A 21,513-nucleotide genomic window follows, 5' to 3' on the forward strand; every position below is an offset into this window, starting at 1 on the left:
CGGAGTTTCCGATCCCCGGTCCCTGAGAAGAACAATCGAACGATCCGGGGCGGGATGCCGCCGACCCCGGACAACGCGTCGGAGGAAGCCTGTATGTCCACAAGGAAGAGACTGGAAGAGTTGCGGAGCCAGCGTTGGTTCGCGGCCAACGATCTGCGGTCCTTCGGCCACCGCTCGCGCGCCTTGCAGATGGGCTACGGCCGCGAGGAATTTCTCGGCAAGCCCGTCGTCGCGATCATCAATACCTGGAGCGACATCAATCCCTGCCATGTCCATCTGCGCGACCGCACCGAGGCGGTGAAAAGGGGCGTCTGGCAGGCCGGGGGATTCCCCATCGAACTGCCCGCTTTGTCGCTCGCGGAAACCTATGTCAAGCCGACGACCATGCTGTATCGCAACTTCCTCGCCATGGAGGTCGAGGAACTCCTGCGCTCCCATCCGGTGGACGGGGTGGTGCTGCTGGGCGGATGCGACAAAACGACGCCCGGCCTGCTGATGGGGGCCATCAGCATGAATCTTCCGGCCATCTTCCTGCCGGCCGGTCCCATGCTGCGCGGCAATTACCGGGGCAGCTATCTGGGTTCGGGGACCGATGTCTGGAAATACTGGGCCGATCGTCAGGCCGGTGAAATCACGGAAGGCCAATGGCAGGAGATGGAGGAGGGGATCGCCCGCTCCTTCGGCACCTGCATGACCATGGGCACGGCCTCGACCATGACGGCCCTGGCCGAGACCCTGGGATTCTGCCTGCCGGGCGCGTCGTCGATTCCGGCCGCCGATTCCAATCACACGCGCATGGCCGCCGCCTGCGGCCGCCAGATCCTGCGCATGATCTGGGAGGATGTGAAGCCCTCGGACATTCTCAGCCGCGCGGCCTTCGAGAACGCCATGACGGTGCTTTTCGCCATGGCCGGGTCCACCAATGCCATGATCCATCTCATCGCGCTCGCCCGCCGCAGCGGCGTTCCGCTGACGCTGAGGGACCTCGACGAGACCGCCGCCCGGGTTCCGGTGCTGGTGAACTGCCGCCCCGCCGGGGCCTATCTGATGGAGGACTTCTACTATGCGGGCGGCCTTCCCGCCCTGTGGTCGGAGCTGAGGGAGCTGTTGCGCGGCGAGGCCAGGACGGTGGCCGGTCCCAGCATCGGCGAGATCGCCGCCGGGGCGCAGGTCTGCAACGCGGACGTCATCCGCAGCCTGGACAATCCGGTTTCCGGCGCGGACGGCCTGGCGGTGCTTTACGGCAATCTGGCCCCCGACGGCTGCGTCATGAAGCCCGCCGCCGCCGATCCGCGCCTGCGGCGCCATACCGGTCCGGCCCTGGTCTTCGACGACTACCAGCACATGAAGGACGAGATCGACCGCGAGGATCTGGAGGTCACCCCGGACCACGTCCTCGTCCTGCGCAATGTCGGACCCCTGGGCGGGCCGGGCATGCCGGAATGGGGCATGTTGCCGATTCCGAAGAAGCTGCTCAAGCGGGGGGTGCGGGACATGCTGCGCATCTCCGACGCGCGGATGTCGGGCACCAGCTATGGCGCCTGCATTCTGCATGTGGCCCCCGAAGCCTTCGTCGGCGGCCCGCTGGCGCTGGTGCGGACCGGCGACATCATCTCGGTCGATGTCGAGGCCCGGACGCTGTCGGTCGATCTGACCGAGGCCGAGTTGGAACGGCGGCGGGCCGAATGGACCTCGCCGAAGAAACGCTACCAGCGCGGCTATGGCTGGCTGGCCGCGCGGCACATGCTGCAGGCCGACCAGGGCTGCGACTTCGACTTCCTTGAAACCGCCTTCGGCGACCCGGTGGACGAGCCCGCGATCTTCTAGGATACGTACGGCCTGGCAAGGGACTGAGCCATGACATATCAGGAGAGACAGAAAACGGCGGAGGACGGTGCGGTCACGGACCGGCCACCGGTCCTTCTTTTCCAGCGCATCGCCGAGCCCGGCATGCTTCTGCTGGAGAAGCATTTCCACGTCCATCATTTGTGGAGCAGCGACGATCCCGACGGCCTTCTGCAGCAATGCGCCCCGGACATCCGGGCGGTGCTGACGGGGGCGCAACGGGGGATTTCCACCCCCTTGATCGACCGGCTGCCGAAGCTCGAGATCGTCTCGATTCATGGCGTCGGCCTGGACAAGATCGACCTCGACCATGCCCGCCGACGCGGGTTGCGGATCACCAATACGCCTTACGTCCTGACGGAAGATGTGGCCGACATGGCCTTGGCGCTGATGCTGGCGGTCTTCCGCCGGGTGGCGGAGGGCGACCGCTTCGTCCGGCAGGGTTCCTGGCAGGCCGGACAGGTTCTGCCCCTGGGGCGCCGCATGAGCGGGAAACGCCTGGGCATCCTCGGCATGGGGCGGATCGGCGGGGCGGCGGCGGCCCGTGCCGCGGCCTTCGGCATGGAAATCGCCTATACCAACCGGCGCCGCCGCGAGGACAGCCTCTATCGTTACGAGCCCAGCCTGCTGGCGTTGGCCGAATGGGCCGACGTGCTGCTGATCGCGGCCTCGGCCGAGGCCGGTGCTCCGCCCTTAGTGGATGCACGCATCCTGGATGCCCTGGGACCGGAAGGCTTCCTGATCAATGTGGGGCGCGGGGCGCTGGTGGACGAGACGGCTCTTGTCGCGGCCCTGCAGGACGGGCGCATCGCGGGCGCGGGTTTGGACGTCTTCGTCAATGAACCCCATCCGGCCGAGGCCCTGCTGACGCTGGACAATGTCGTCCTGGCACCGCACCAGGCCAGCTCGACCAGCGAAACACGGGCGGCCATGGCGGAGGAGGCCGTGGGCAACCTGATCGACCACTTTGCGGGAAGATCCCCAGCCCGTGTAGTTGTCTGACGGATTAGGGGAAGGCAAAAAGATATATGCGGCCAATTCTCTTGATTTACATAAGAGTCATAGTATCCGCCGACGCATTATTTTGTAAACTAAGTTGACAAGAAGCGCGAATCGGTTGTCATATGAATTCGCGAAAGAGCCCGGCAGGAAGACCGGGCCGCTAGCGAACAGGCAGGCTTAACAGCAGGGCCGGCTGGGCCATAGCGACGATAACCAGAACACCAGCCGACACGCGCCCTCTGACGTCATCAAACGGGAGGAACAAATCTATGCGCATCCGGACTCGTTTTCTCAGGACCACCCTTCTCGCGGCTGCGGCCTGCGTCGGCATTTCCGCCACCGCCCAGGCCGAACAATTCGTCTTCGCTACCGGCTCGCAAGGGGGCTCGTGGTATCCCTTGGCGGGTGCCATCAAGGCGATCGTCGAGAAGGAGCATCCGGACGTCACCATCACGGTGACGCCGGGCGGCGGCATGGCCAATATCGTCGGCGTCGCCACTGGCCGCTTCCCGCTGGCCTTCGCCAACTCGATTTCCACCGTCGACGGCCTGGAAGGACGCCCGCCCTTCCGCGAGCCCATCCAGAATGTCTGCAATCTGGGCGTCCTGTATCCGCAATGGTTCCAAATCCTCGCCCTGGACAGCGCCAATGTGAATTCGGTCGAGGACTTCCGGGGCAAGCGGCTGACCACCCAGCAGAACGGCCATACCGGCGAGATCCTGACCCGCTCTCTGCTTAGCGCGGCGGGCATGAGCTATTCCGATCTGCGCAGCGTCAGCCATGTCTCGTACCAGGATTCCGTCAACGAGATGAAGGACGGGCAGGCCGACATCTTCACCCTGGGCACCGCCCTGCCGGCCGGATCGGTGATGGACCTGGCGTCCAGCCGCGATATCGAATTCGTCCCGGTCAGCGAAGAGGTGTTCCAGAAGTTCAAGGAAGAAAACGCGGCCTTCCAGCTGCGCACCGCCCCCGCCGGCTCCTATCCGGGAGTCGACAAGGACGCCCCGGCCATCACCTATGACACCCATCTGATCGCCGCCTGCGACTTCAGCCCCCGCATCGTCAAGGCTGTCCTCAGCGCCATTCTCGACAATCTGGACACCATGGCCACCATCACCAACACGATGGCGGACCTGACGGCTGCGGAAATGGCCACCGATATCGGCGTTCCGATGCACCCCGCGGCCGAGGAATTCTACCGCGAACGCGGCGCCAGCTGACCTCCCGTCCCTGTCGGCGGAACGGCCCGGACTCGCCCAGGATCTGATTCCGGGCCGTTCCCCCTGTCCTGACAGGCTTTGGTTCCGCAGGAGATCATCCTCACGTGGGAGGTTCCGGTGCGCTTGATTACTCTACCCGCCGATCAATCGGTCTTTACCTTGCTGGTGCGCGCCGCCCTGATCGGCATGGCCGTTTATCACCTCCAGGTCGCCCTTTTCGGTTCCCCAGGGCCCTACATCCTTCGCGGCCTTCATGTCGGCATTACCCTCTGTCTGGTTTTCCTGACGGTGAATTGGAAGGGGAAGGCGGCGGAGCGCCCGGCTCTCCACGACATCGTCTTTGCCGTCGCCGTGCTGGCCACTGCGCTCTATCCGACGCTGAACCTGGAATACATCCAGACCCGGTTCATCTATGTCGATCCGCTCGACACGATGGATATCGTCGCCGGGTCGGTGCTCGTCCTGCTGGTGCTCGAGGGCACCCGGCGCCTGTTGGGACCGGCGCTACCGGTGACGGCCATCGGCTTCCTGATCTATGCCTTCTTCGCCACCAGCACCCTGCCGTCGGTCGTCCTCGAACAATTGTTCATGACGACGGAAGGCATCTTCGGCATCCCCATCGCCGTTTCGGCGACCTACATGGTGCTGTTCATCATCTTCGGTGCCCTGGTCGAGCGGATGGGCATCGGCCAGCTTTTCATGGATTTCGCCATCGCCCTGACCGGCCGCCAAGCGGGCGGGCCGGCCAAGGTCGCCTGCATCACCAGCGGGATGTTCGGGTCGGTCTCCGGTTCCGCCGTGGCGAATGTGATGACGACCGGCACCTTCTCCATTCCCTTGATGAAGCGCATGGGCTTCCGCGCGCCCTTCGCCGGGGCCGTCGAGGCGGTGGCCTCGACCGGCGGACAGATCATGCCGCCGGTGATGGGGGCGGCGGCTTTCGTCATGGCCGAATATCTGGGCGTCAGCTATCTGACGGTGGCCGTCTTCGCCATCATGCCGGCGCTGCTTTACTATCTCGCTTTGTTCGCGGCGGTGCATTTCGAGGCCAAGCGGCTGAATATCGGCAGCATCCCGAAGGACCAGCAGGTGCCCCTGCGCAAGGTCCTGCTGGAACGCGGCCATCTGTTCCTGCCGCTTGTGGCCATCGTCGGCGCCCTGCTGCTGGGCTATAGCGCACCCTTCGCCGCCCTGTGCGGCATCGCCTCGGTCATCCCGTCGGCATTGCTGCGCAAATCCACGCGGGGTTACGTCACGATTGGGAACATCCTCCGCGCCCTGGAGGACGGTGCGCGCAACGTGCTGTCCATCGCCGCCGCCTGCGCCTGCGCAGGCATCGTGGTCGGGGTAATCGACATCACCGGGATCGGCCTTTCCTTCTCGAATTTCGTCATCTCGGCCGCCCAGGATACGCTGGTCATCGCGCTGCTGCTGAGCATGGTCGCGGGCATCATTCTCGGCATGGGGATGCCCACCACGCCCGCCTATATCGTCCAGGTCGCGCTGCTCGTCCCGGCGCTGGTGAAGCTGGGCGTCCAGGTCCAGGCGGCCCATCTCTTCGTCTTCTACTTCGCCATTCTCTCGGCCATCACGCCGCCGGTGGCGATGGCGGTCTATGCCGCCAACACCTTGTCGAAGGCGCGGATCTGGCCGTCGAGCGTGGCCGCGATCAAGCTGGGCGCCACCGGCTTCATCGTGCCCTTCATGTTCGTCTACGAGCCGAGCATCCTGCTGCAGGGCGAACCCTTGCGGATCGTCTTCGTGATCCTCCAGGCGGCGGTGGGCGTGACCATCCTGGCGGCGTCCCTGCATGGATATCTGGCCGGGCCCATGACCCGCTGGCAACAGGTCCTGCTGTTCGCCGCCTCCCTGTGTTTCATCTATCCGGATTGGCGTGTCACCGCTGCCGGACTGACCGGCTTGGCCGTGGTCCTGGGGGCCCAGATGCTCGACCGGCGCAGCCGTCGGCGCCCGGTGATGGAGCAGCAGGCCGCCGTTCCGCCGTCGGAATAGGCCCCGGCGGTGCGGGCAGGGAAGGGACGCTCCTTGGCCTTCCCTGCCCATTTTCCCAATTGAACCGGTTGTGCGCGCCGATGCGCCAAGATGCAGCCCGAAGCGACTCTCAGCAGGAACAGCAGGAACAGCAGGACATGTCTCAACCCAGACTCAGTTCACGCAGCGGAGGCCGGATTCTCGTCGATCAGCTTCTGATCCATGGCGCGGAGATGGCCTTCTGCGTTCCCGGTGAAAGCTATCTCGAGGTGCTGGACGCCCTTCACGACTGCCAGGATTCGATCCGGCTGATAAACGCCCGGCACGAGGGTGGGGCGGCCAACATGGCCGAGGCCTATGGCAAGCTTACCGGCCGACCCGGCCTCTGCCTCGTCACCCGTGGGCCGGGGGCCTGCCATGCCGCCGTCGGCGTCCATACCGCCTTCCAGGATTCGACGCCGATGATCCTGCTGATCGGCCAGGTCGGGCGGCAGGCGCTCGACCGCGAGGCCTTCCAGGAGATCGACTACCGCAGCATGTTCGGCGGCATCGCGAAATGGGTGGCGCAGATCGAGCGGACGGACCGTATCCCCGAATACATGGCCCGCGCCTTCCGGGTCGCCACCTCCGGCCGCCCTGGTCCGGTCGTGCTGGCCCTGCCCGAGGACATGCTGAGCGAAAGTGCCGAAGTGCCCGATTCCGCACCCTATGCCGCCGCGCGGCCCTCGGCCTCCGCCGGGGATGTCGAGCGCATCGCCGCCATTCTCGCCCAGGCGGAAAGGCCGCTGATGATCGTCGGCGGCGGCGGATGGAGCGACCAGGCCTGCCGCGACATCCTGGCCTTCGCGGAAGCGAACGGCCTGCCGACGGCCTGCTCGTTCCGCCGTCAGGACGTCGTGGACAACCGTTCGGACATCTATGTCGGCGACCTCGGGACCTCGACCTCGCCCGCGCTGATCAAGCGCCTGGGCGAGGCCGATCTGCTGTTCGTCATCGGCGCCCGCCTCGGCGAGATGACCACCCGCAACTATACCACGCTGGACTCTCCCCGGCCGCGTCAGCGCCTCGTCCATGTGCATGCGGATGCCGACGAGATCGGGCGGGTCTATGGCCCCGATCTCGGCGTGGTGGCGGCACCCGAGCCGATGGCGGCGGCATTGGCGGGGCAGAGATGGGGCAGGGCGGATCGCTGGCGGGCATGGTGCGAGGAGGCGCGGCGGGACTATCTGGCCGATATCGAGCCGCCGCCTTATGACGGGCGGCTGGATTTGGGCCGCATCTTCGCCGAATTGCGCGAAAGCCTGCCCGAGGATGCCATCGTCACTCTGGATGCGGGCAACCATACCGGCTGGCCGCAGCGTTTCCTGTCCTACCGGCGTCCGCGGCGAGAATTGGGGCCGACCAATGGTTCCATGGGATATTCCGTTCCGGCCGCCGTCGCGGCTTCGCTGCTGCATCCCGACCGGCTGGTGATCGGTTGCGTGGGGGATGGCGGCTTCATGATGAGCGGTCAGGAACTGGCGACGGCCGCGCAATACGGCGCCAAGCCCATCATCCTGCTGTTCAACAACGGCACCTACGGCACCATCCGCATGCATCAGGAACGCGAGCATCCGGAACGGGTGATCGGCACGGATCTGGTGAACCCGGATTTCGCAGGCCTAGCGCGCGCCATGCAGGCCCATGCCGAGGTGGTCACCGATACCGAGTCCTTCCTTCCCGCCTTCGAGCGGGCCCGGAAATCGGGGCTGGCCGCCGTGATCGAATTGCGCACGGAGGCGGAGCAGATTTCCACCCGCACCACCATCACGTCGCTGCGCGAGGCCGCGCGGGCCCATCGCCATCAGGCCTCGCTTGCATGAGCGGCAGGCGGTTTGACCGAAAGGAGAGAGCCCGATGAACCCGCTCGATGCCCTTCCTTCCGTCATGACCGGGGAGGCCGATCCCGGAGACCTGCTCGAGACGCTGGCGGCGCGGCTGGGAGCCGGCCATGTGGTGACCGATCCGGACGACATGGCACCGCATCTGGTCGAGGACCGGGGGCTGTTCAAAGGTCAGGCCCTGGCGGTGGTCCGGCCCGCCACGGTCGAGGAGGTCGCCTTCGTCGTGAGCGAATGCCGTGCGCGGCAGGTTCCCATCGTTCCCCAGGGCGGGAATACCGGATTGGTCGGCGGCGGCGTCCCGCAAGGGGGCATCGTCCTGACCTTGGGCCGGCTCAACCGGATCCGCGCCGTGGATGCCATGAATTCGACGATGACCGTCGAAGCCGGATGCATCCTGAAGACGATCCAGGACAAGGCGGACGAGGTGGACCGGCTGTTCCCCCTGTCTCTTGCCTCGGAAGGCTCCTGCCAGATCGGCGGCAATCTTTCCACCAATGCCGGCGGTACCAATGTTCTCCGCTACGGCAATGCCCGCGATCTGGTGCTGGGGATCGAGGCGGTCCTGCCGGACGGGCGCGTCCTCGATGCCCTGTCCAGCCTGCGGAAGGACAATACCGGCTATGATTTGAAGAACCTGTTCATCGGCGCGGAAGGAACGCTGGGCATCATCACGGCGGCCGTGCTGAAGCTGTTTCCGAAGCCGCGCCGACGGGTCACGGCCTTTATCGGCTGCGCCTCGCCCCATGCGGCGCTGGAATTGTTCAGCCGCCTGCGCGGCACGGCCGGCGAGACTCTCTCGGCCTTCGAATACATGCCCCGCTTCGCACTGGAGATGGTCCTGAAGCATGCACCCGGCGCCCAGCGCCCCTTGCAGGGCGACCATCCGTCCTACGCACTTCTGGAGCTTTCCTCGCCCGATCCGGAGCTGGACCTTCAGGCGCGGCTCGTATCTGTGCTCGCCCGGGCGCTCGAGGAAGGCGTGATCGAGGACGCGGCGATCGGGGCCAGCGAAGCCCAGAACGGGGCCTTGTGGCTGCTGCGTGAAAGCATCTCGGAATGCCAGAAGCAGGAAGGCGGCTCGATCAAGCACGACGTGTCGGTGCCGGTCTCGCGCGTGGCCGACTTCATCCAGCGCGCGCAGCAGGCCTGCGAGAGGGAGATGCCGGACATCCGTGTCTGCGCCTTCGGCCATTTCGGCGACGGCAACATCCATTTCAACCTGAACCAACCCCTCGGTATGGACAAGGCGGCCTTCCTCGGCCATTGGAGCCGGTTCAACCGCATCGTGCACGACATTGTCGCCGAGATGGGCGGCTCGATCTCGGCCGAGCATGGGGTGGGGTTGGTCAAGCTCGCGGAATTGCCGCGCTACAAGGACCCGGTCGCCCTGGACCTGATGCGCATGATCAAGCGGAGTATCGACCCGTTGAACCTGATGAATCCGGGGAAAGTGGTGCCGCCGGCCCCGAAGCTGCCGGATGCCTAGGCTCTGGGCAGGCTGCGGAAGGCAGGGCGCCTTCCGCAAGGCCGCATTCTTCCGGCCAGGGTCAGCCCCGGCCCAGGAAGGGCATCTTCGTCGCCATGATGGTCATGAACTGGATATTGGCCTCCAGCGGCAGGTTGGCCATCTGGACCACCGCATCGGCCACATGCCGCACATCCATTCTCGGTTCCACCATCATCCTGCCGTCGGGCTGGGGAACGCCGCGTTCCATGCGCTCCGTCATCTCGGTCGCGGCATTGCCGATATCGATCTGGCCGCAGGCGATGTCGTAGCGCCGCCCATCCAGCGCCAACGAGCGGGTCAGGCCGGTGATGGCATGTTTGGTGGCGGTATAGGGCGCCGAGAAGAGGCGCGGCACATGGGCCGAGAGCGAGCCGTTGTTGATGATGCGTCCGCCCTTCGGCGACTGGCTTTTCATCACCCGGAAGGCCTGGCGCGCGCACAGGAAGGCGCCGGTCAGGTTCACCGCCACGACGGCATTCCAATCCTCGACGGAAAGCTCGTCGATGGGGACGGCGGGCGCACCGCGTCCGGCATTGTTGAACAGGACGTCCAGACGGCCGAAGACCGCCACCGTCCTGTCGAAGGCCGCTTCCACGGCCGCCGGATCGCTGATGTCCAGCGGCAGGACCAGGCATTCGGTCCCCTCCGCAGCGGCGGCGGTCCGTTCCAGTTCCTCTTTCCGCCGACCGACCAGGACAAGCCCGAAGCCTGCTTTCCCCAATGCCAGCGCGGCGGCACGGCCGATGCCGCTTCCCGCGCCCGTCACCATGGCAATTTTGGACATTTCTCTTTCTCCCTGTGAACTTAATTAATATTAAAATATAAGCATAGATTATCTAAGTAATGAATAAAATATTTACTTATTGTATAAATAAAGCGGAGGTGCGGTCATGCCCATGAATCTTCCCCGGAACGCCTTCAAGCATGCGATCGCCCGTGGTGAACGGCAGATTGGTCTGTGGAGCACCCTGTGTTCGAACATCGTGGCGGAAATCATCGGCGATTCCGGTTTCGACTGGATTCTTCTCGACATGGAACATTCGCCCAACGAGGTGCCGAATATCCTGTCGCAATTGCAGGCCCTCACCGCCGCGACGGCCACCCCCATCGTCCGCCCGGCCTGGAACGACCCGGTCCTGATCAAACGGCTGCTCGATATCGGGGCGCAGACCCTGCTGGTGCCTTTCGTGGAGAATGCGGAAGAAGCGGCGCGGGCCGTTGCCGCCGTGCGCTATCCCCATGCCGGATTGCGCGGCATGTCGGCCTTGCAGCGGGCGAACCGCTATGGCCGCATCAGTGATTACCATGCCACGGCGGAGCGCGAGATCTGCCTCCTGGTGCAGATCGAGACCTCCGCCGCCCTGAACAATCTGGAAGATATCGTCACTGTCGAAGGCATCGACGGCATCTTCGTCGGCCCATCGGACCTTGCGGCCAATCTGGGGCATATCGGCAATCCCGGCCATCCCGACGTCCAGGACGCCATCGCCCAGGCCCTGGCGATCTGCCAGGAAGCCGCAATCCCCGCCGGTATCCTGGCGCCGGTGGAAAGCCAGGCGCGGAAATGGCTGGACGCCGGATACACCTTCGTCGCCGTCGGCAGCGACGTCAGCCTCCTCGCCCGAGGCGCGGACGCCCTGGCCTTGCAATACAAGAAGGCGTTCGAGGTGTCGTGATGAAGGTCCCCAAAGCTAGGGGCGGGGGAAGTTCGGAAATGGCAGCCGCAAGCACCCGTTCCCCGCAGTCGCCGGTACCTTTCTGTCAGGTCGAGAGGGTTTTCGTTGATCTCTCATAGAGGACGTACTGACCTGATCCTCCTTCGCCAGGGCGCTCTTGCCTGTCTTCTAACCCCTCATAGGGGACGTAAACCATGGCGCCGAGCGTGGCGGCGTGCGCCCGGTGCATCTTCTAACCCCTCATAGGGGACGTAAACACCGCACGATCGTTCGGCGTGCCACCGCCGAGTCGCTTCTAACCCCTCATAGGGGACGTAAACGAACCGCTCCAAGCCATCGCGGTGCATCACCTCCTGCTTCTAACCCCTCATAGGGGACGTAAACCTGGGCGTCGGTCAGGTCAGGGCGGTAGGCCAGCAGCTTCTAACCCCTCATAGGGGACGTAAACCCAAGCGGTGAGCAAGTCCAACGTCATCCCGAAGCAACTTCTAACCCCTCATAGGGGACGTAAACGGCCGATTAGAGACCATCACAGTCTCTTCCTGAGAGCCTTCTAACCCCTCATAGGGGACGTAAACCCTGGCTTTGGCTCGATTTTTCCGCTTCCGCCTTTTGCGGGCTGGTGGAAAAGGGGGCTGAACGCCAGGAAAAGGATGTTCGCTCCCCGGGGAATTTTGCAAGATATCTCATCGAACATCGTTCTGCTTGCTCTCCGGGACCATATCGGGCCGAGCTTATCCGGCTTCCTGCTGGCTGGCAATCTGGTCGCATAGGCTTTGCGTCGTCTCGTCGGCGGGCAGCCAGCGGCGGGGGCCGAGGGAGGTTTGCTCGGTCATCCGGCGCACGACATAGCGTGACAGGGCCTTGCGGCACCGGCATTCGCGGATGCCGTCCTTTGTCAGCTCCCATTCCTGGGCCAGCGCCGCGCGCAGGGCGGCGGGCAGGGCCGGGTTCACCTTGAAGCGCAGCAGGATGAATGCCGCCCAGTCCGGGTCGTGGGGATAGGTGAAGCATTCGGACGCAGGCTCCGTCTCGGTGATCCGCGAGAGGACGAAATCCTTGTGTTTCCGCGCAGTGTGATCCCAGGCGCGGAGATGATAGCGGCTTTGCACATGCACCAGATGGGCGGGCGAGATGATGCGCTCGCTGACGCCCTTGCGCCCGGTATAGGCGATCAGGACGGCTCGGCGTTTTTGCAGCGCGGGGAGAAGGACGCGCAGGATATGGGCCTGCACCCGCCTTTCCGTCAGCAGGTCGGCGTCTTCGACGGAGACGCGGAAATCCAGCCCCAGGTCCTTCCAGGCGTGGTTCGACAGGGATTGCGCCCGCAGATGGGCCAGCATCATGTCGGCCGAGCCGGCCCCTTCTTCGGAAAGCGGCGTGTTCATCGCTGCCAGGCAGCGATAGGCTTGGGCCTGCGACAGGCCGAAAGCCTGCTGGATGTCGGCCGCCTTCACCTCGCCGAACCAATGGGCCATCAACTGGATGAAGGCGCGTCGCCGCAGAATCTCGCCCGTCACTCCAGGGTCATCCGTCACCGTTGGTTACGTTCCTCTCATTTTGAGAAAATTAATGGTTGTGGGAGGATTTCTTCTGGTTCAAGCTCAGATTGTCATCTTGTGGTTGATAAAAGCAACCTTTAGGTAATGCGGGGAGGCGGTCATGTTCAGAATTCGCCTGCGTTGCGCCGGAAACCGGCGCATCACCTTCAGCAATGTGGACGTCATCAAGGATGCCGCCGGGGCCATGCTGGAAGCGGCGGGATGCCCGCCACGGATGCTGTACGGGCCGGAAGCGAGGTCCTGGGGGGCCGGGCCGGTGATGCCGCGCCGTATCGCCCCGCTGGTGCGGCAGGCGAAGGAGGTTTTCGTCTCCACCCCCGATCCCGACATCGCCGCCTTTCTGATGAAGGCCGACCCCGCCACCATGCGCAAGCAGCAGCCCGCGACGGGCGAGGTTCTCGACATGACCGGGGCGGCCATCCGCGCCGACCTCGACCCGGTGGTTCCTGGCTGCACCTTCATCGAGGCCGTGGCACTGACCCCGATCGCCATCTCCCGCCAGGGCGGTGCCGAGGGCCGCAAGACCGGCAAATGGCATGACGATATCCGCCACTGCGATATCTCGGCGGCGGTGAACAGCCGCCTGTCGCGGCTGGCGGGGCGCCCGGTGGGGCTGACGCTGGTGCCCGACGATCTTTATCTCGCCGGGCGGGGCAAGGGTCATGCCGTGCGGGTGGACGTCAAGCGCAGCGGCGACAAGGCCGGTGTGGTGGTCGGCCTGCTGTTCCCCTTCGTCCTGTGCGGACCACCGGAAGACCTGCGCCTGGCCTGGTATGCCGGACTGGGCGAGAAGAACCGCATGGGCTTCGGCTTCTTCGGCCTCGCCGCCTGATAAAGGACAGGATCATGAACGAGATCTCCATGCTGGGGCTGCGCCGCCAGGCGCGGGCGCTTGTCCAAGAGGCGCAAGAGGCGCTGGACGAGATCGTCCTGCCCGCCATCCTTTGCGACCGCCTGGGGGATGCGTCGGAGCAGAGCCTGAAGGAAATCGCCGCCGGCAAGCGCACCGATCTGCGTCTTCCCCGCTTCCTCGCCATCAGCGGCAAGGGCGGCCCCGGCCATGAGGAATGGTCGAACGTCACCTTGTTCGATCACGCCACCTCGGTCGGCATGGCGGCGGCCCATTTCGTCGCCCTCGATCTGCTCGCCGCCGAGGTCGAGACGGAGACGCTGCGCGCCTCTGTCGCCACGGCCCTTGCCGTCGGCCTGCTGCACGATATCGACAAGCTGCTGGAAAAGGACTGGAAGGAGGTCACGGCCGAGGAAGCCTGCGCCATCTTCCACCGCTATCGGATCGGTCCCTTCCTGGACCGTTTCGGCGTGACCCTGACGCCCGAGCAATTCACCGCCCTGATCAGCTATGACGAGGTGCGCACCACCTTCCGCCTGCCGGCCCCCCGCATTCCCGATTATCTGGCGAATATCGTGCGGCGCCATGTGCGCCTGGCCGACAAGCTGGATTCCCTGTGGCTGCACGGCCTGCCGTCCGAAACGGCCAAGACGGTCTTGGAGGCCTGGGCGAAGGCGCTGCGCAAGGATGCCAGTTTCTTTCATCCGGAAGCCTTCAGCGATTACGCGCCGATGGTGATTTTCGATCCCCACCATCCCTTCATCCTCGCGAAACTTGCCGATGCCTTGGAACATACCTGCGAGACGATGACGGGGATGCGTCCGCTCTTCCATGCGGTGCGGGACGAAACCCTGGTCTCGTTGCTTCCCGCCGAACAGGCCGAGGCGATCAAGGCCGCCGCCATCGAGGAGGTGGCGCAGGCCATTCCCTTCGACAGTGAGATCCTGTTCAGTGCGGTCGGCATTCCCAAGATCAGCGGCGCGCGGCCCGACTGGGCGATTCTTCAGGCTTTGGTGAGAAAGGGCATTCCAACCGGCGATGTCCGGCGTCTGCTGGCGGTGAACATGGCTGATCTGGAGGCGCATGAAGCGGAATTGCGGCGGCTGGCGGTCGCGGCGGGCTGTCCCGTCGTCAGCACCGAAAAGCTGCCGGGCGGCAAGACCCTGCCGCTTATCCGCATGCCGCAAGAAGACGAGGCGGAATTCGCAGCGGTGCGGCAGGCCTGCCTGGTTTCGCTGGCGGTCGGCGTCGAGGAGGCGACACCGGACAAGGCCTTGAGCCGCAAGGCCCGAGAAGAGAGCTTGGCGCGGCTGCTGGGGGATCTTCCTGAAACACTGGCTTCTTTCGGCGACCTGACCCGGCGCACCTCCCTGACCCTGCTCGCCACCGCGCGGATGGAACAGGACTCCGCTTTCGCGGCGGAACTGGAGGCCCTGATGGAAACCTGGTTCGGCGAACAGGGTGTCTTCGCCACCCTGCCGGACAAGACCACTCCCGTACGTCAGGCCGTCCGGCAGCGTCTCCAGGCCATGGCCGCCGGAGAGGTGGTGGAAGCCCCGGCGGCATCCCAGCATTGCCTGATCACCGGCGAACCGGTTCTGGGGCATCCGGTCGAGGGCAAGGATGGGCTGTACGGCATCAAGTCCAGCGCCCTGTCCTATCGTGAGGGGCGGGCGGAACAGAAGTTCCGCGAACAGGCCGAGGTCTATCTCTCTCCCATCTCCTATGCCGAATACCGCATGCGGGCCGCCAGCTTCGCCAGAATCAAGGGCGGTGAGGACGGCATTCCCCTGCGCCTGTCCTCGCCTACGGCCGGCGGCATCTTCAGCCTGACGGTCAAGGAGATGAACGACCGGGATTTCGGGCTGTTCGACATGGTGCGGGCCGACCGCACCCGGCTGACCTATGACGGGCTGGAAAGCTATTACGGGCGGACACAGCTTGGCCGCTTCGAGCAGATGCCCAATCGTTTCGCCGACCGTATCACCTTCCTGCGCATCGCGATGGAAGCCGCACAGCGCTATGGCCGCCCGCTGCATCTGTTTTCCGGCCTGCCTTATCCGCGCCGGGATTTCTTTCATTGCGACTGCATCGATCCCGAATTGCGCGCCCTTCTGGGCGGCGACAGTTTTCGTCTGGAAGAATTGCCGAAAGCAATCGGCCTGCTGAAGCTGGTCGGGCTGATTGCCGGGGTGCGCAAAGAGGGCGGGCTGGGACTGGTCGATGCCGCCAAGTCCTTCTGCCTGCCGCACAGCCGCTTCGCCGCCGCTTGCCTGGCCTGGGCCACGGCCCGGGACCGGGCGCCCGAGGCCGGAAAGCCGGGGCGGATGGATGTCTCTTCCCAGACGCTCGTCACCCTCAACGACCATATCGCAAACGAGGTTGCCAGGATGGACCAGGACAAAAGCATTGCTCCGCCCGTGGAACTGGGGCGGAAAGCCTGCCGCATTCAACGCCGTCCCGGCTGGGACGCCAGCGCCAATGACGAAAGCTTTCTGCTGCGCACGGCCATCGAGGCGGCGACCGACGCCTATCGGCAGGGATGGCGCGACCGCGAGGGACTGATTGCAGCCGTGGCCGGACGCATTGCCGTGGATGGCGAGAACCGCAAGAAGGGCGAGTTCTATTCCTCGGCGGCTCACCGCGAGCCGGGGCAGAGGATCGATGATGCCATCCAGGATTTCGCCGAAACCTTCGTGGACAGGGCCTGGAACGGCGCGTTCAAGGGCCGCCCGCCGTCTTCGGGCGAGTTGCGCACCTTCCAGGCCGCCTATCGCTGGGCCTTCACGCGCTCCGCCGTGAAGGACGCCAAAGCCGACCTTCCCGCCGCCTGACGCCATTCTTGAACAAGGACAGTGCCATGTCTGTCATTCCCCAATTGAAAAAATATCTCGGTTCCCTCGATCACCTGACCGACGAGAGCAGCGACGGCAAGAAAGACTACACCCATCCCAAGCTGCGCAATCTGGGCGTCGTCTCGCTGGTGCTGGTGCGGGAAATCGTCGCCCCGGCGGTGTTCCGCAACCAGGAGGCCGAGATCACCGACATCACCGTCGGCGGCAAGCGCTTCGTCCGCGCGGTCCCGAACAAGTTCAAGCATCGCGAGCGGGCCAACGGGTTGAAGCTGCTGCGCCATTTCGGCACGGGCGGGGCCTATCCGCAGAACCGTCATGCCATGCCCGAAAAGGCCAAGCCCTCGGCGGCCTTCGACCTCAACAGCCTGGTCTTCGGCGACAGCGTCAACCAGGGCAACAAGGTCCTGCCGGTCAAGGCCGCCGCCCTGTATTCGGACGGGCTGAGCCTGATGCCCTACGAATATTGCGTGGACAAGACCTTCCACAACCGCGCCGCCGAGGACGGGTCGCTGTTCGACGCTGCCAAGAAGGAAAATTCGAACAATCTGTTCGAGCGCCATTTTGTCAAGCCGGGCACGCTGATGGTGCAGGTGATTTCCTGTCCCGGCCGCATCATGCCGGTGGAAGCCTTCGAGCATCTGGTCCTGAGCCTGGGCCTGTCGGGTGCCTATGGCGGCCAGACCTCCGTCACCGGGGTCAATGTGCGGACCCATATTGCGGGCATCTATGCCTCGCTGATCGAACGCCCCGAAACCTCGCCCTATGTCATCGCCGATCAGGTGGAGGGGACGGAGCTTGCCTCGGTGATCGAGAAGATTCATGCCCTGGTGGCGCCTCATCACGAAGTCGCCATCCCGGCGACGGAAGCGGAAAGCTACCGCGCCGCCCTGTCGGAGGACCTGCTCGGCGGCAGCGGCCGCCTGCGCGAGGCCTATGGCCAGGCCCATGGCGCGGTCGCTCATCTGTTCGATGCCTGGTTCAGCGGCCAGGCCTCTTGATCCAGCCTTGCCGGGAGAGTGTGCCATGACCGTGACCCCTATCCGGGCCACCACCCTGACGCCGTTCAATTACGGTCATCTGGCCGTGCAGGGCGGGGTGGCGACCATTCCTCATCTCATCGGCGACCGCGCCATCGCCTTCGCCCTGGCGGCGGCCTTGGGGATCATGAGCACCTCTCCCGTTCCGCCGCCCAAGAATTACCGTGCCCATCTGGCGGCGATGCCCTGGCGGAGTTCGGTGTTGGAAACCGACGATCCGCAGCTTCTGCCGCCGCTGGCCCGCCGTTCGGACCTGGGGGTGGAAGGCGGCTATCCCGACAAGGTCCGCCGTGCCGCGGCCAGCGGCAATTTCAAGGAATTCTTCACCATCCAGGAAGTCCCGGCGGGGCAGGTCTTTCGCGGCGCCGTCTTCGGGCAGGACCCGTTCCGCTTCCGCGATCTCGGCCCCGTCCTGGTGGTGCGCATCGGCTCCAACCGCACCGGCATGCTCAAGATCGAGCGGGACGAGACGGTACAGGATGTCCGCCTCAACGCCTCCACTGCCTTGCTGTTCGGCCGGAAGCTGAAAGTCGAACGCTACATCCTGCACGAGACGCAGCTGACCGCCCCCATGTCCCTGACCGAGGCTGAGGAGGAAGCCCTGAAATGGACCTGATGGCCCGCATGACCATCGCCCGCCATGGCGTGGCGCAGGACGAAGCGGGGCTGTCGCCGATGCAGGCGGGCCTGCTGACCACCGAGCGCCCGGTGACGCTGGCGAGCGCCCCCACCGGTGCGGGCAAGAGCTATGTCTATCGGCGGGCGGTGGAGATGGGGCGGCGGGTGCTGTTCGTGGTGCCGACCCGCCGTCTCGCCCAGAACCAAGCGACGGCCCTGCGCGAGGATTTGCGCAAGGCGGGCTGGCCGGAGCGGGATTGCATCGAGAAGATCGCCGTCTGGACGGGGGACAGCGCCGCCGAGATGCGCGAAAGCGGCCAGGATGTCGGCGCGCACCGCCGGGGGCGGTTCGTGTCGTTGCGGCCCGGCGAGCGCGGCGAGATCATCTTCATCACTCCGGAAAGCCTGTCGCGCCTGCTGCTCGATCCCACCCATGCCGAGGGCCAGGGGGATATCGGCCCGGCGGCGCTGATGACCCATTTCGATCATATCGTCTTCGATGAATTCCACCTCACCCAGGCGCGCGGCTTCGGGCTGATCGCGCTTTGTGCCGGGCTGGCTACCCAGGGGCCCTGGGGACGCGAGACGGCGGACGGCCCGGTGCGCGCCAAGGTCTCGCTGCTTTCGGCCACCCCCATCGACATCCTGCCGGTCATGACGCGGCTGGGCATTCCCATGACGGCGCGGGACGTGATCGGCGAAACCATCATCCCCGAGGGCGGGCGTGCCTTGCATGGCGACGTGACGGTCGATTTCGTCGAGGCGGAATCGCCGCTCGACGTCCTGCGCGGGTTTCGGAACGAGATCGACGCCCTGCCGCAGGGGCAATGCGCCGTGGCGATCTATGATGCCCTGAAGGACCTGCAGCGCGACGTGCCCGAACTGCTGTCCCTGGCCGAGACTCTGGGGCTGATGGAGAATGAGCGCTTTCTGATCGACAGCAGCATCGACGGCCAGCGCGACGCCCCCTGGTGCGGCCGGGGCAAGAGCCTGGAGGGCCGCCGCCTGATCGCCGCCACCTCGACCATCGAGGTCGGCGTCACCCTGCCGGGCCTGACCCTGCTGGTGATGGACCCGGGCTTCACGCCCTTATCCTTCATGCAGCGCCTGGGCCGCGTGGCGCGGGGCAGCCTGAACGGGCGGGTCGTCGTCCGCCTGGGCCGCAAGACGGCCTCCGAACGTCCCTGGCTGCAACGGCTGATCGACTGGGTATCGGCGCGGCCGGGACAGGTCTCCATTCAGGAGCTGTCGGCTTTCCTGGCCGATCTCGCCCGCATCGCCGACCGGTTCCACCTGCCGGAGGAAGCCGGACAGGTGCTGGAGACGGGAGAAGGCGGCGTGGATTTCTTCGCTGCCATGCCGCTCCGCGCTGCTTTCGCCGCCGGTGTCTATTGGGTGCTGCTGGAAGATCGCCTGCGCGAACAGGACATGAAGGACAAGGCCTTCCAGATCGGCAAGGCGGCCCCGCCCACCGCCCGTTGCGTGCGGGCTTGGCTGGACCGGATCGCGGGGATCAAGGGCGGCCGGGCTTGGCGTCGGACATTCGAGAAACAGGCCTGCATCCTGCGCGATTTCTCTCCCACCGTGACGGTCATCGGCGCGGGCGGCGAGAAATTCAAGATTTCCGCCGCCTGGCTGACCACGCACACCTCCGTCCTCGACCACTTTCCGGTCAGCCTCGATGCCGCCGGCAATACGGTGGTCGTCGTGCCCGATGTCATCGAATGGGGCAAATTGCTGCGCCGGGATGGTGACCGGCGGCTTTATCAGCGCCATGCCTTGTTGCCCTTCCCGGGCGACATCAAAGCCCCGCTGGACCGTGCGCCGTTCCAGCAATATGCGGCGGCGGTCGAGCGGCATATGGGGCGCGGCCGCGATGACGAGGGTGTCCGGCTGGCCGTGCAACTGGTCAATGCCACGGGGATCATACCCTATGACGAAGACGGATTGGGATCGGTCGGCGCGGCTACAGGCATTCTGTGAACGAGCCGACAGGCTGGATGCGCAAGGCTTGCATATCCAGCATGCGGCGATCTGCGCCCGGCGCTGCTGGCTGCATCTGCACCGGGCCAGCATGAATGAATGGAGCGAGAATATCCGCCTCGGTTTCCAGCGCCATGCCGACAGCCATGGCCGCGACCGCTCCACCGCCGGTTTGCTGGGACTGCATCCCGACCGGCTGGACTGGGAGGCGGGCATCGTCATCGAGGAGAAGACATCCGCCTCCTATCTCGAAGCCTCGATGGACCAGGCGGCCTTCTATGCGGCGCTGATGAGCCGCGCGACCGGACGGATCTGGTCGGCCCGCCTCTATGTCATGGGTTCGAAACGCTACCACGAGGTGAGCCTCGATCCTGGCAGGGTGGAACGGCTGGAAAGGGCGCTGGACCTGATCGAGACGCTGAAACGCGCCACCGCCGTTCCCGCCGCCCGACCCATTTCCGCCTGCCGGGGATGTTCCAACAACGAATTCTGCGGCTTCGCGGAGTAAGCATGGAAACCCTCTATATCTGCGGCGATGCCGATATCGCTCGCGACGAGAACACCATCCTGGTCCGCATCGACGGCCGCAAGAAGCGCCTTCCCATCGAGACGGTGCGCCATATCGTCATGACCGCCGATGGAACGGTAACGACGAAATTCCTGGCGCTGTGCGGCAGGGCCGGCGTGCGCGTTTCCTTCTTCGACCATTACGGCTGGTTCAAGGGCGCCTTCGAGCCGGCGGTGAATGTGGGCGCGGGCGAGGTGACCATCCGCCAGGCCGCCTTGTTCCTGGAACCGGAAAGACGGATGGCCCTGGCGCGCGAGATCGTCCGCGCCGCCCTCCACAATATCGTCGTCGGGCTGCGCTACTACGCCTATCGCGGCCAGGACGGGCTCAGGCAGCCAATCCGGGAAATCCTCCGTTGCCAAGGGCGGCTAGAAAAAGCCCCGGACCCGGAAAGCCTGATGGGGCTGGAAGGCATGGCGCGGCGTTTCTATTACGAGGCCTGGGGCCTTGTCGACGAACGGCTGGCCTTTGCCCCGCGCGTCAAGCGGCCGCCCAATAACCGCATCAATTGCCTGATCTCCTTCCTCAACGGCCTGACCTATACCGCCATCCGCCACGAGATCGCCAAGACCCATCTCGACGAGACCTTGTCCGTCCTGCACGCGCCCTCGGCGGGCCGTTCCTCGCTGTCGCTGGATCTGGCCGAGCCTTTCAAGCCCGTGGTGGTCGACCGGCAGATCTTCGCCATGGTGCGCAAGGCCATGCCGCGTGACGAGTGGTTCGACGAACATGACGGCATCTGCCTGCTCACCGAAGCCGGGCGGCGGGCCGTGGTGGAACGCTTCACCACCGCCGTGGACAGTGTGACCGGCGAATACAGCCTGCGCACCCTGATGCGCAAGGAGGCGCTCAAACTGCAACGGCATGTCCTGGGGATCGAGGATTATGCCGCCTTCCGGCGGGGGAGCTGAA

Annotated in this window: 16 protein-coding genes and 1 CRISPR repeat array; of the genes, 14 read left to right on the top strand and 2 right to left on the bottom strand. The window is 65.2% G+C overall.

Features of this window, described 5'->3' with window-relative positions; genetic code table 11:
- Positions 1-93 precede the first annotated feature (93 nt).
- From araD to EPD66_RS01025, 6 genes are all read left to right on the top strand, one after another.
- Positions 94-1,827 (top strand): L-arabinonate dehydratase, encoded by a 1,734-nt coding sequence (gene araD, locus EPD66_RS01000; RefSeq protein WP_142846407.1) that lies wholly within the window; start codon positions 94-96, stop codon positions 1,825-1,827.
- Between the two features lie 30 nt (positions 1,828-1,857).
- Positions 1,858-2,847: a 2-hydroxyacid dehydrogenase gene (locus EPD66_RS01005; RefSeq protein WP_142846409.1), complete on the top strand. Its 990-nt coding sequence runs from the start codon at positions 1,858-1,860 to the stop codon at positions 2,845-2,847.
- A gap of 269 nt (positions 2,848-3,116) precedes the next feature.
- Complete coding sequence (locus tag EPD66_RS01010) at positions 3,117-4,070, top strand: TAXI family TRAP transporter solute-binding subunit (RefSeq protein ID WP_142846411.1); 954 nt, start codon at positions 3,117-3,119, stop codon at positions 4,068-4,070.
- 117 nt (positions 4,071-4,187) lie between these two features.
- Entirely contained in the window at positions 4,188-6,083 is a 1,896-nt protein-coding gene (locus EPD66_RS01015) for a TRAP transporter permease (protein WP_255448312.1), read from the top strand.
- A 137-nt stretch (positions 6,084-6,220) separates the two neighbouring features.
- Positions 6,221-7,924 carry a thiamine pyrophosphate-binding protein gene (locus EPD66_RS01020; RefSeq protein ID WP_142846413.1) on the top strand — a complete coding sequence of 568 codons (1,704 nt, stop codon included), beginning with the start codon at positions 6,221-6,223 and terminating at the stop codon, positions 7,922-7,924.
- 34 nt (positions 7,925-7,958) lie between these two features.
- Positions 7,959-9,431: an FAD-binding oxidoreductase gene (locus tag EPD66_RS01025; RefSeq protein ID WP_255448313.1), complete on the top strand. Its 1,473-nt coding sequence runs from the start codon at positions 7,959-7,961 to the stop codon at positions 9,429-9,431.
- A 61-nt stretch (positions 9,432-9,492) separates the two neighbouring features.
- Here EPD66_RS01025 and EPD66_RS01030 read toward each other — a convergent pair whose 3' ends face one another.
- Complete coding sequence (locus EPD66_RS01030; protein ID WP_142846415.1) at positions 9,493-10,236, bottom strand: SDR family oxidoreductase; 744 nt, start codon at positions 10,234-10,236, stop codon at positions 9,493-9,495.
- Positions 10,237-10,342: 106 nt separating this feature from the next.
- On the opposite strand from EPD66_RS01030, the gene EPD66_RS01035 reads away from it, so the two are divergent.
- Positions 10,343-11,128 carry an HpcH/HpaI aldolase/citrate lyase family protein gene (locus EPD66_RS01035; protein WP_255448314.1) on the top strand — a complete coding sequence of 262 codons (786 nt, stop codon included), beginning with the start codon at positions 10,343-10,345 and terminating at the stop codon, positions 11,126-11,128.
- Positions 11,129-11,293: 165 nt separating this feature from the next.
- Positions 11,294-11,706: a CRISPR direct-repeat array (repeat unit 28 nt; unit sequence CTTCTAACCCCTCATAGGGGACGTAAAC).
- Between the two features lie 156 nt (positions 11,707-11,862).
- Here EPD66_RS01035 and EPD66_RS01040 read toward each other — a convergent pair.
- The gene (locus EPD66_RS01040; protein WP_142846417.1) at positions 11,863-12,648 is read right to left on the bottom strand and encodes a YafY family protein; all 786 of its coding nucleotides are present in this window, start codon (positions 12,646-12,648) and stop codon (positions 11,863-11,865) included.
- Positions 12,649-12,790: 142 nt separating this feature from the next.
- Between EPD66_RS01040 and EPD66_RS24315 the strand changes: the two genes are divergently transcribed.
- Genes EPD66_RS24315 through cas1 form a run of 7 tightly spaced genes read left to right on the top strand, consistent with a single transcriptional unit; the run spans position 12,791 to position 21,512 of the window.
- Positions 12,791-13,522 carry a CRISPR-associated endoribonuclease Cas6 gene (locus EPD66_RS24315; RefSeq protein WP_221930826.1) on the top strand — a complete coding sequence of 244 codons (732 nt, stop codon included), beginning with the start codon at positions 12,791-12,793 and terminating at the stop codon, positions 13,520-13,522.
- A 14-nt stretch (positions 13,523-13,536) separates the two neighbouring features.
- Positions 13,537-16,374, top strand: coding sequence for a hypothetical protein (locus EPD66_RS01050; RefSeq protein WP_142846419.1), 2,838 nt, complete (start codon positions 13,537-13,539; stop codon positions 16,372-16,374).
- 26 nt (positions 16,375-16,400) lie between these two features.
- On the top strand, positions 16,401-17,393 hold the full coding sequence (cas7d, locus tag EPD66_RS01055; protein ID WP_142846421.1) for a type I-D CRISPR-associated protein Cas7/Csc2: 993 nt from the start codon (positions 16,401-16,403) through the stop codon (positions 17,391-17,393).
- 25 nt (positions 17,394-17,418) lie between these two features.
- Complete coding sequence (locus EPD66_RS01060) at positions 17,419-18,048, top strand: hypothetical protein (RefSeq protein ID WP_142846423.1); 630 nt, start codon at positions 17,419-17,421, stop codon at positions 18,046-18,048.
- On the top strand, positions 18,039-20,033 hold the full coding sequence (locus EPD66_RS01065; RefSeq protein ID WP_142846425.1) for a DEAD/DEAH box helicase: 1,995 nt from the start codon (positions 18,039-18,041) through the stop codon (positions 20,031-20,033). Before EPD66_RS01060 ends, EPD66_RS01065 begins: the two co-directional genes overlap by 10 nt.
- Positions 20,034-20,061: 28 nt before the next feature.
- Entirely contained in the window at positions 20,062-20,541 is a 480-nt protein-coding gene (locus EPD66_RS23920) for a Dna2/Cas4 domain-containing protein (RefSeq protein ID WP_185961188.1), read from the top strand.
- Positions 20,542-20,543: 2 nt separating this feature from the next.
- Complete coding sequence (cas1, locus tag EPD66_RS01075) at positions 20,544-21,512, top strand: CRISPR-associated endonuclease Cas1 (protein ID WP_142846429.1); 969 nt, start codon at positions 20,544-20,546, stop codon at positions 21,510-21,512.
- Position 21,513 lies beyond the last annotated feature (1 nt).

Source organism: Telmatospirillum sp. J64-1 (assembly GCF_006980715.1).
In the GTDB taxonomy this organism is placed as follows: domain Bacteria; phylum Pseudomonadota; class Alphaproteobacteria; order Rhodospirillales; family Magnetospirillaceae; genus Oleiliquidispirillum; species Oleiliquidispirillum nitrogeniifigens.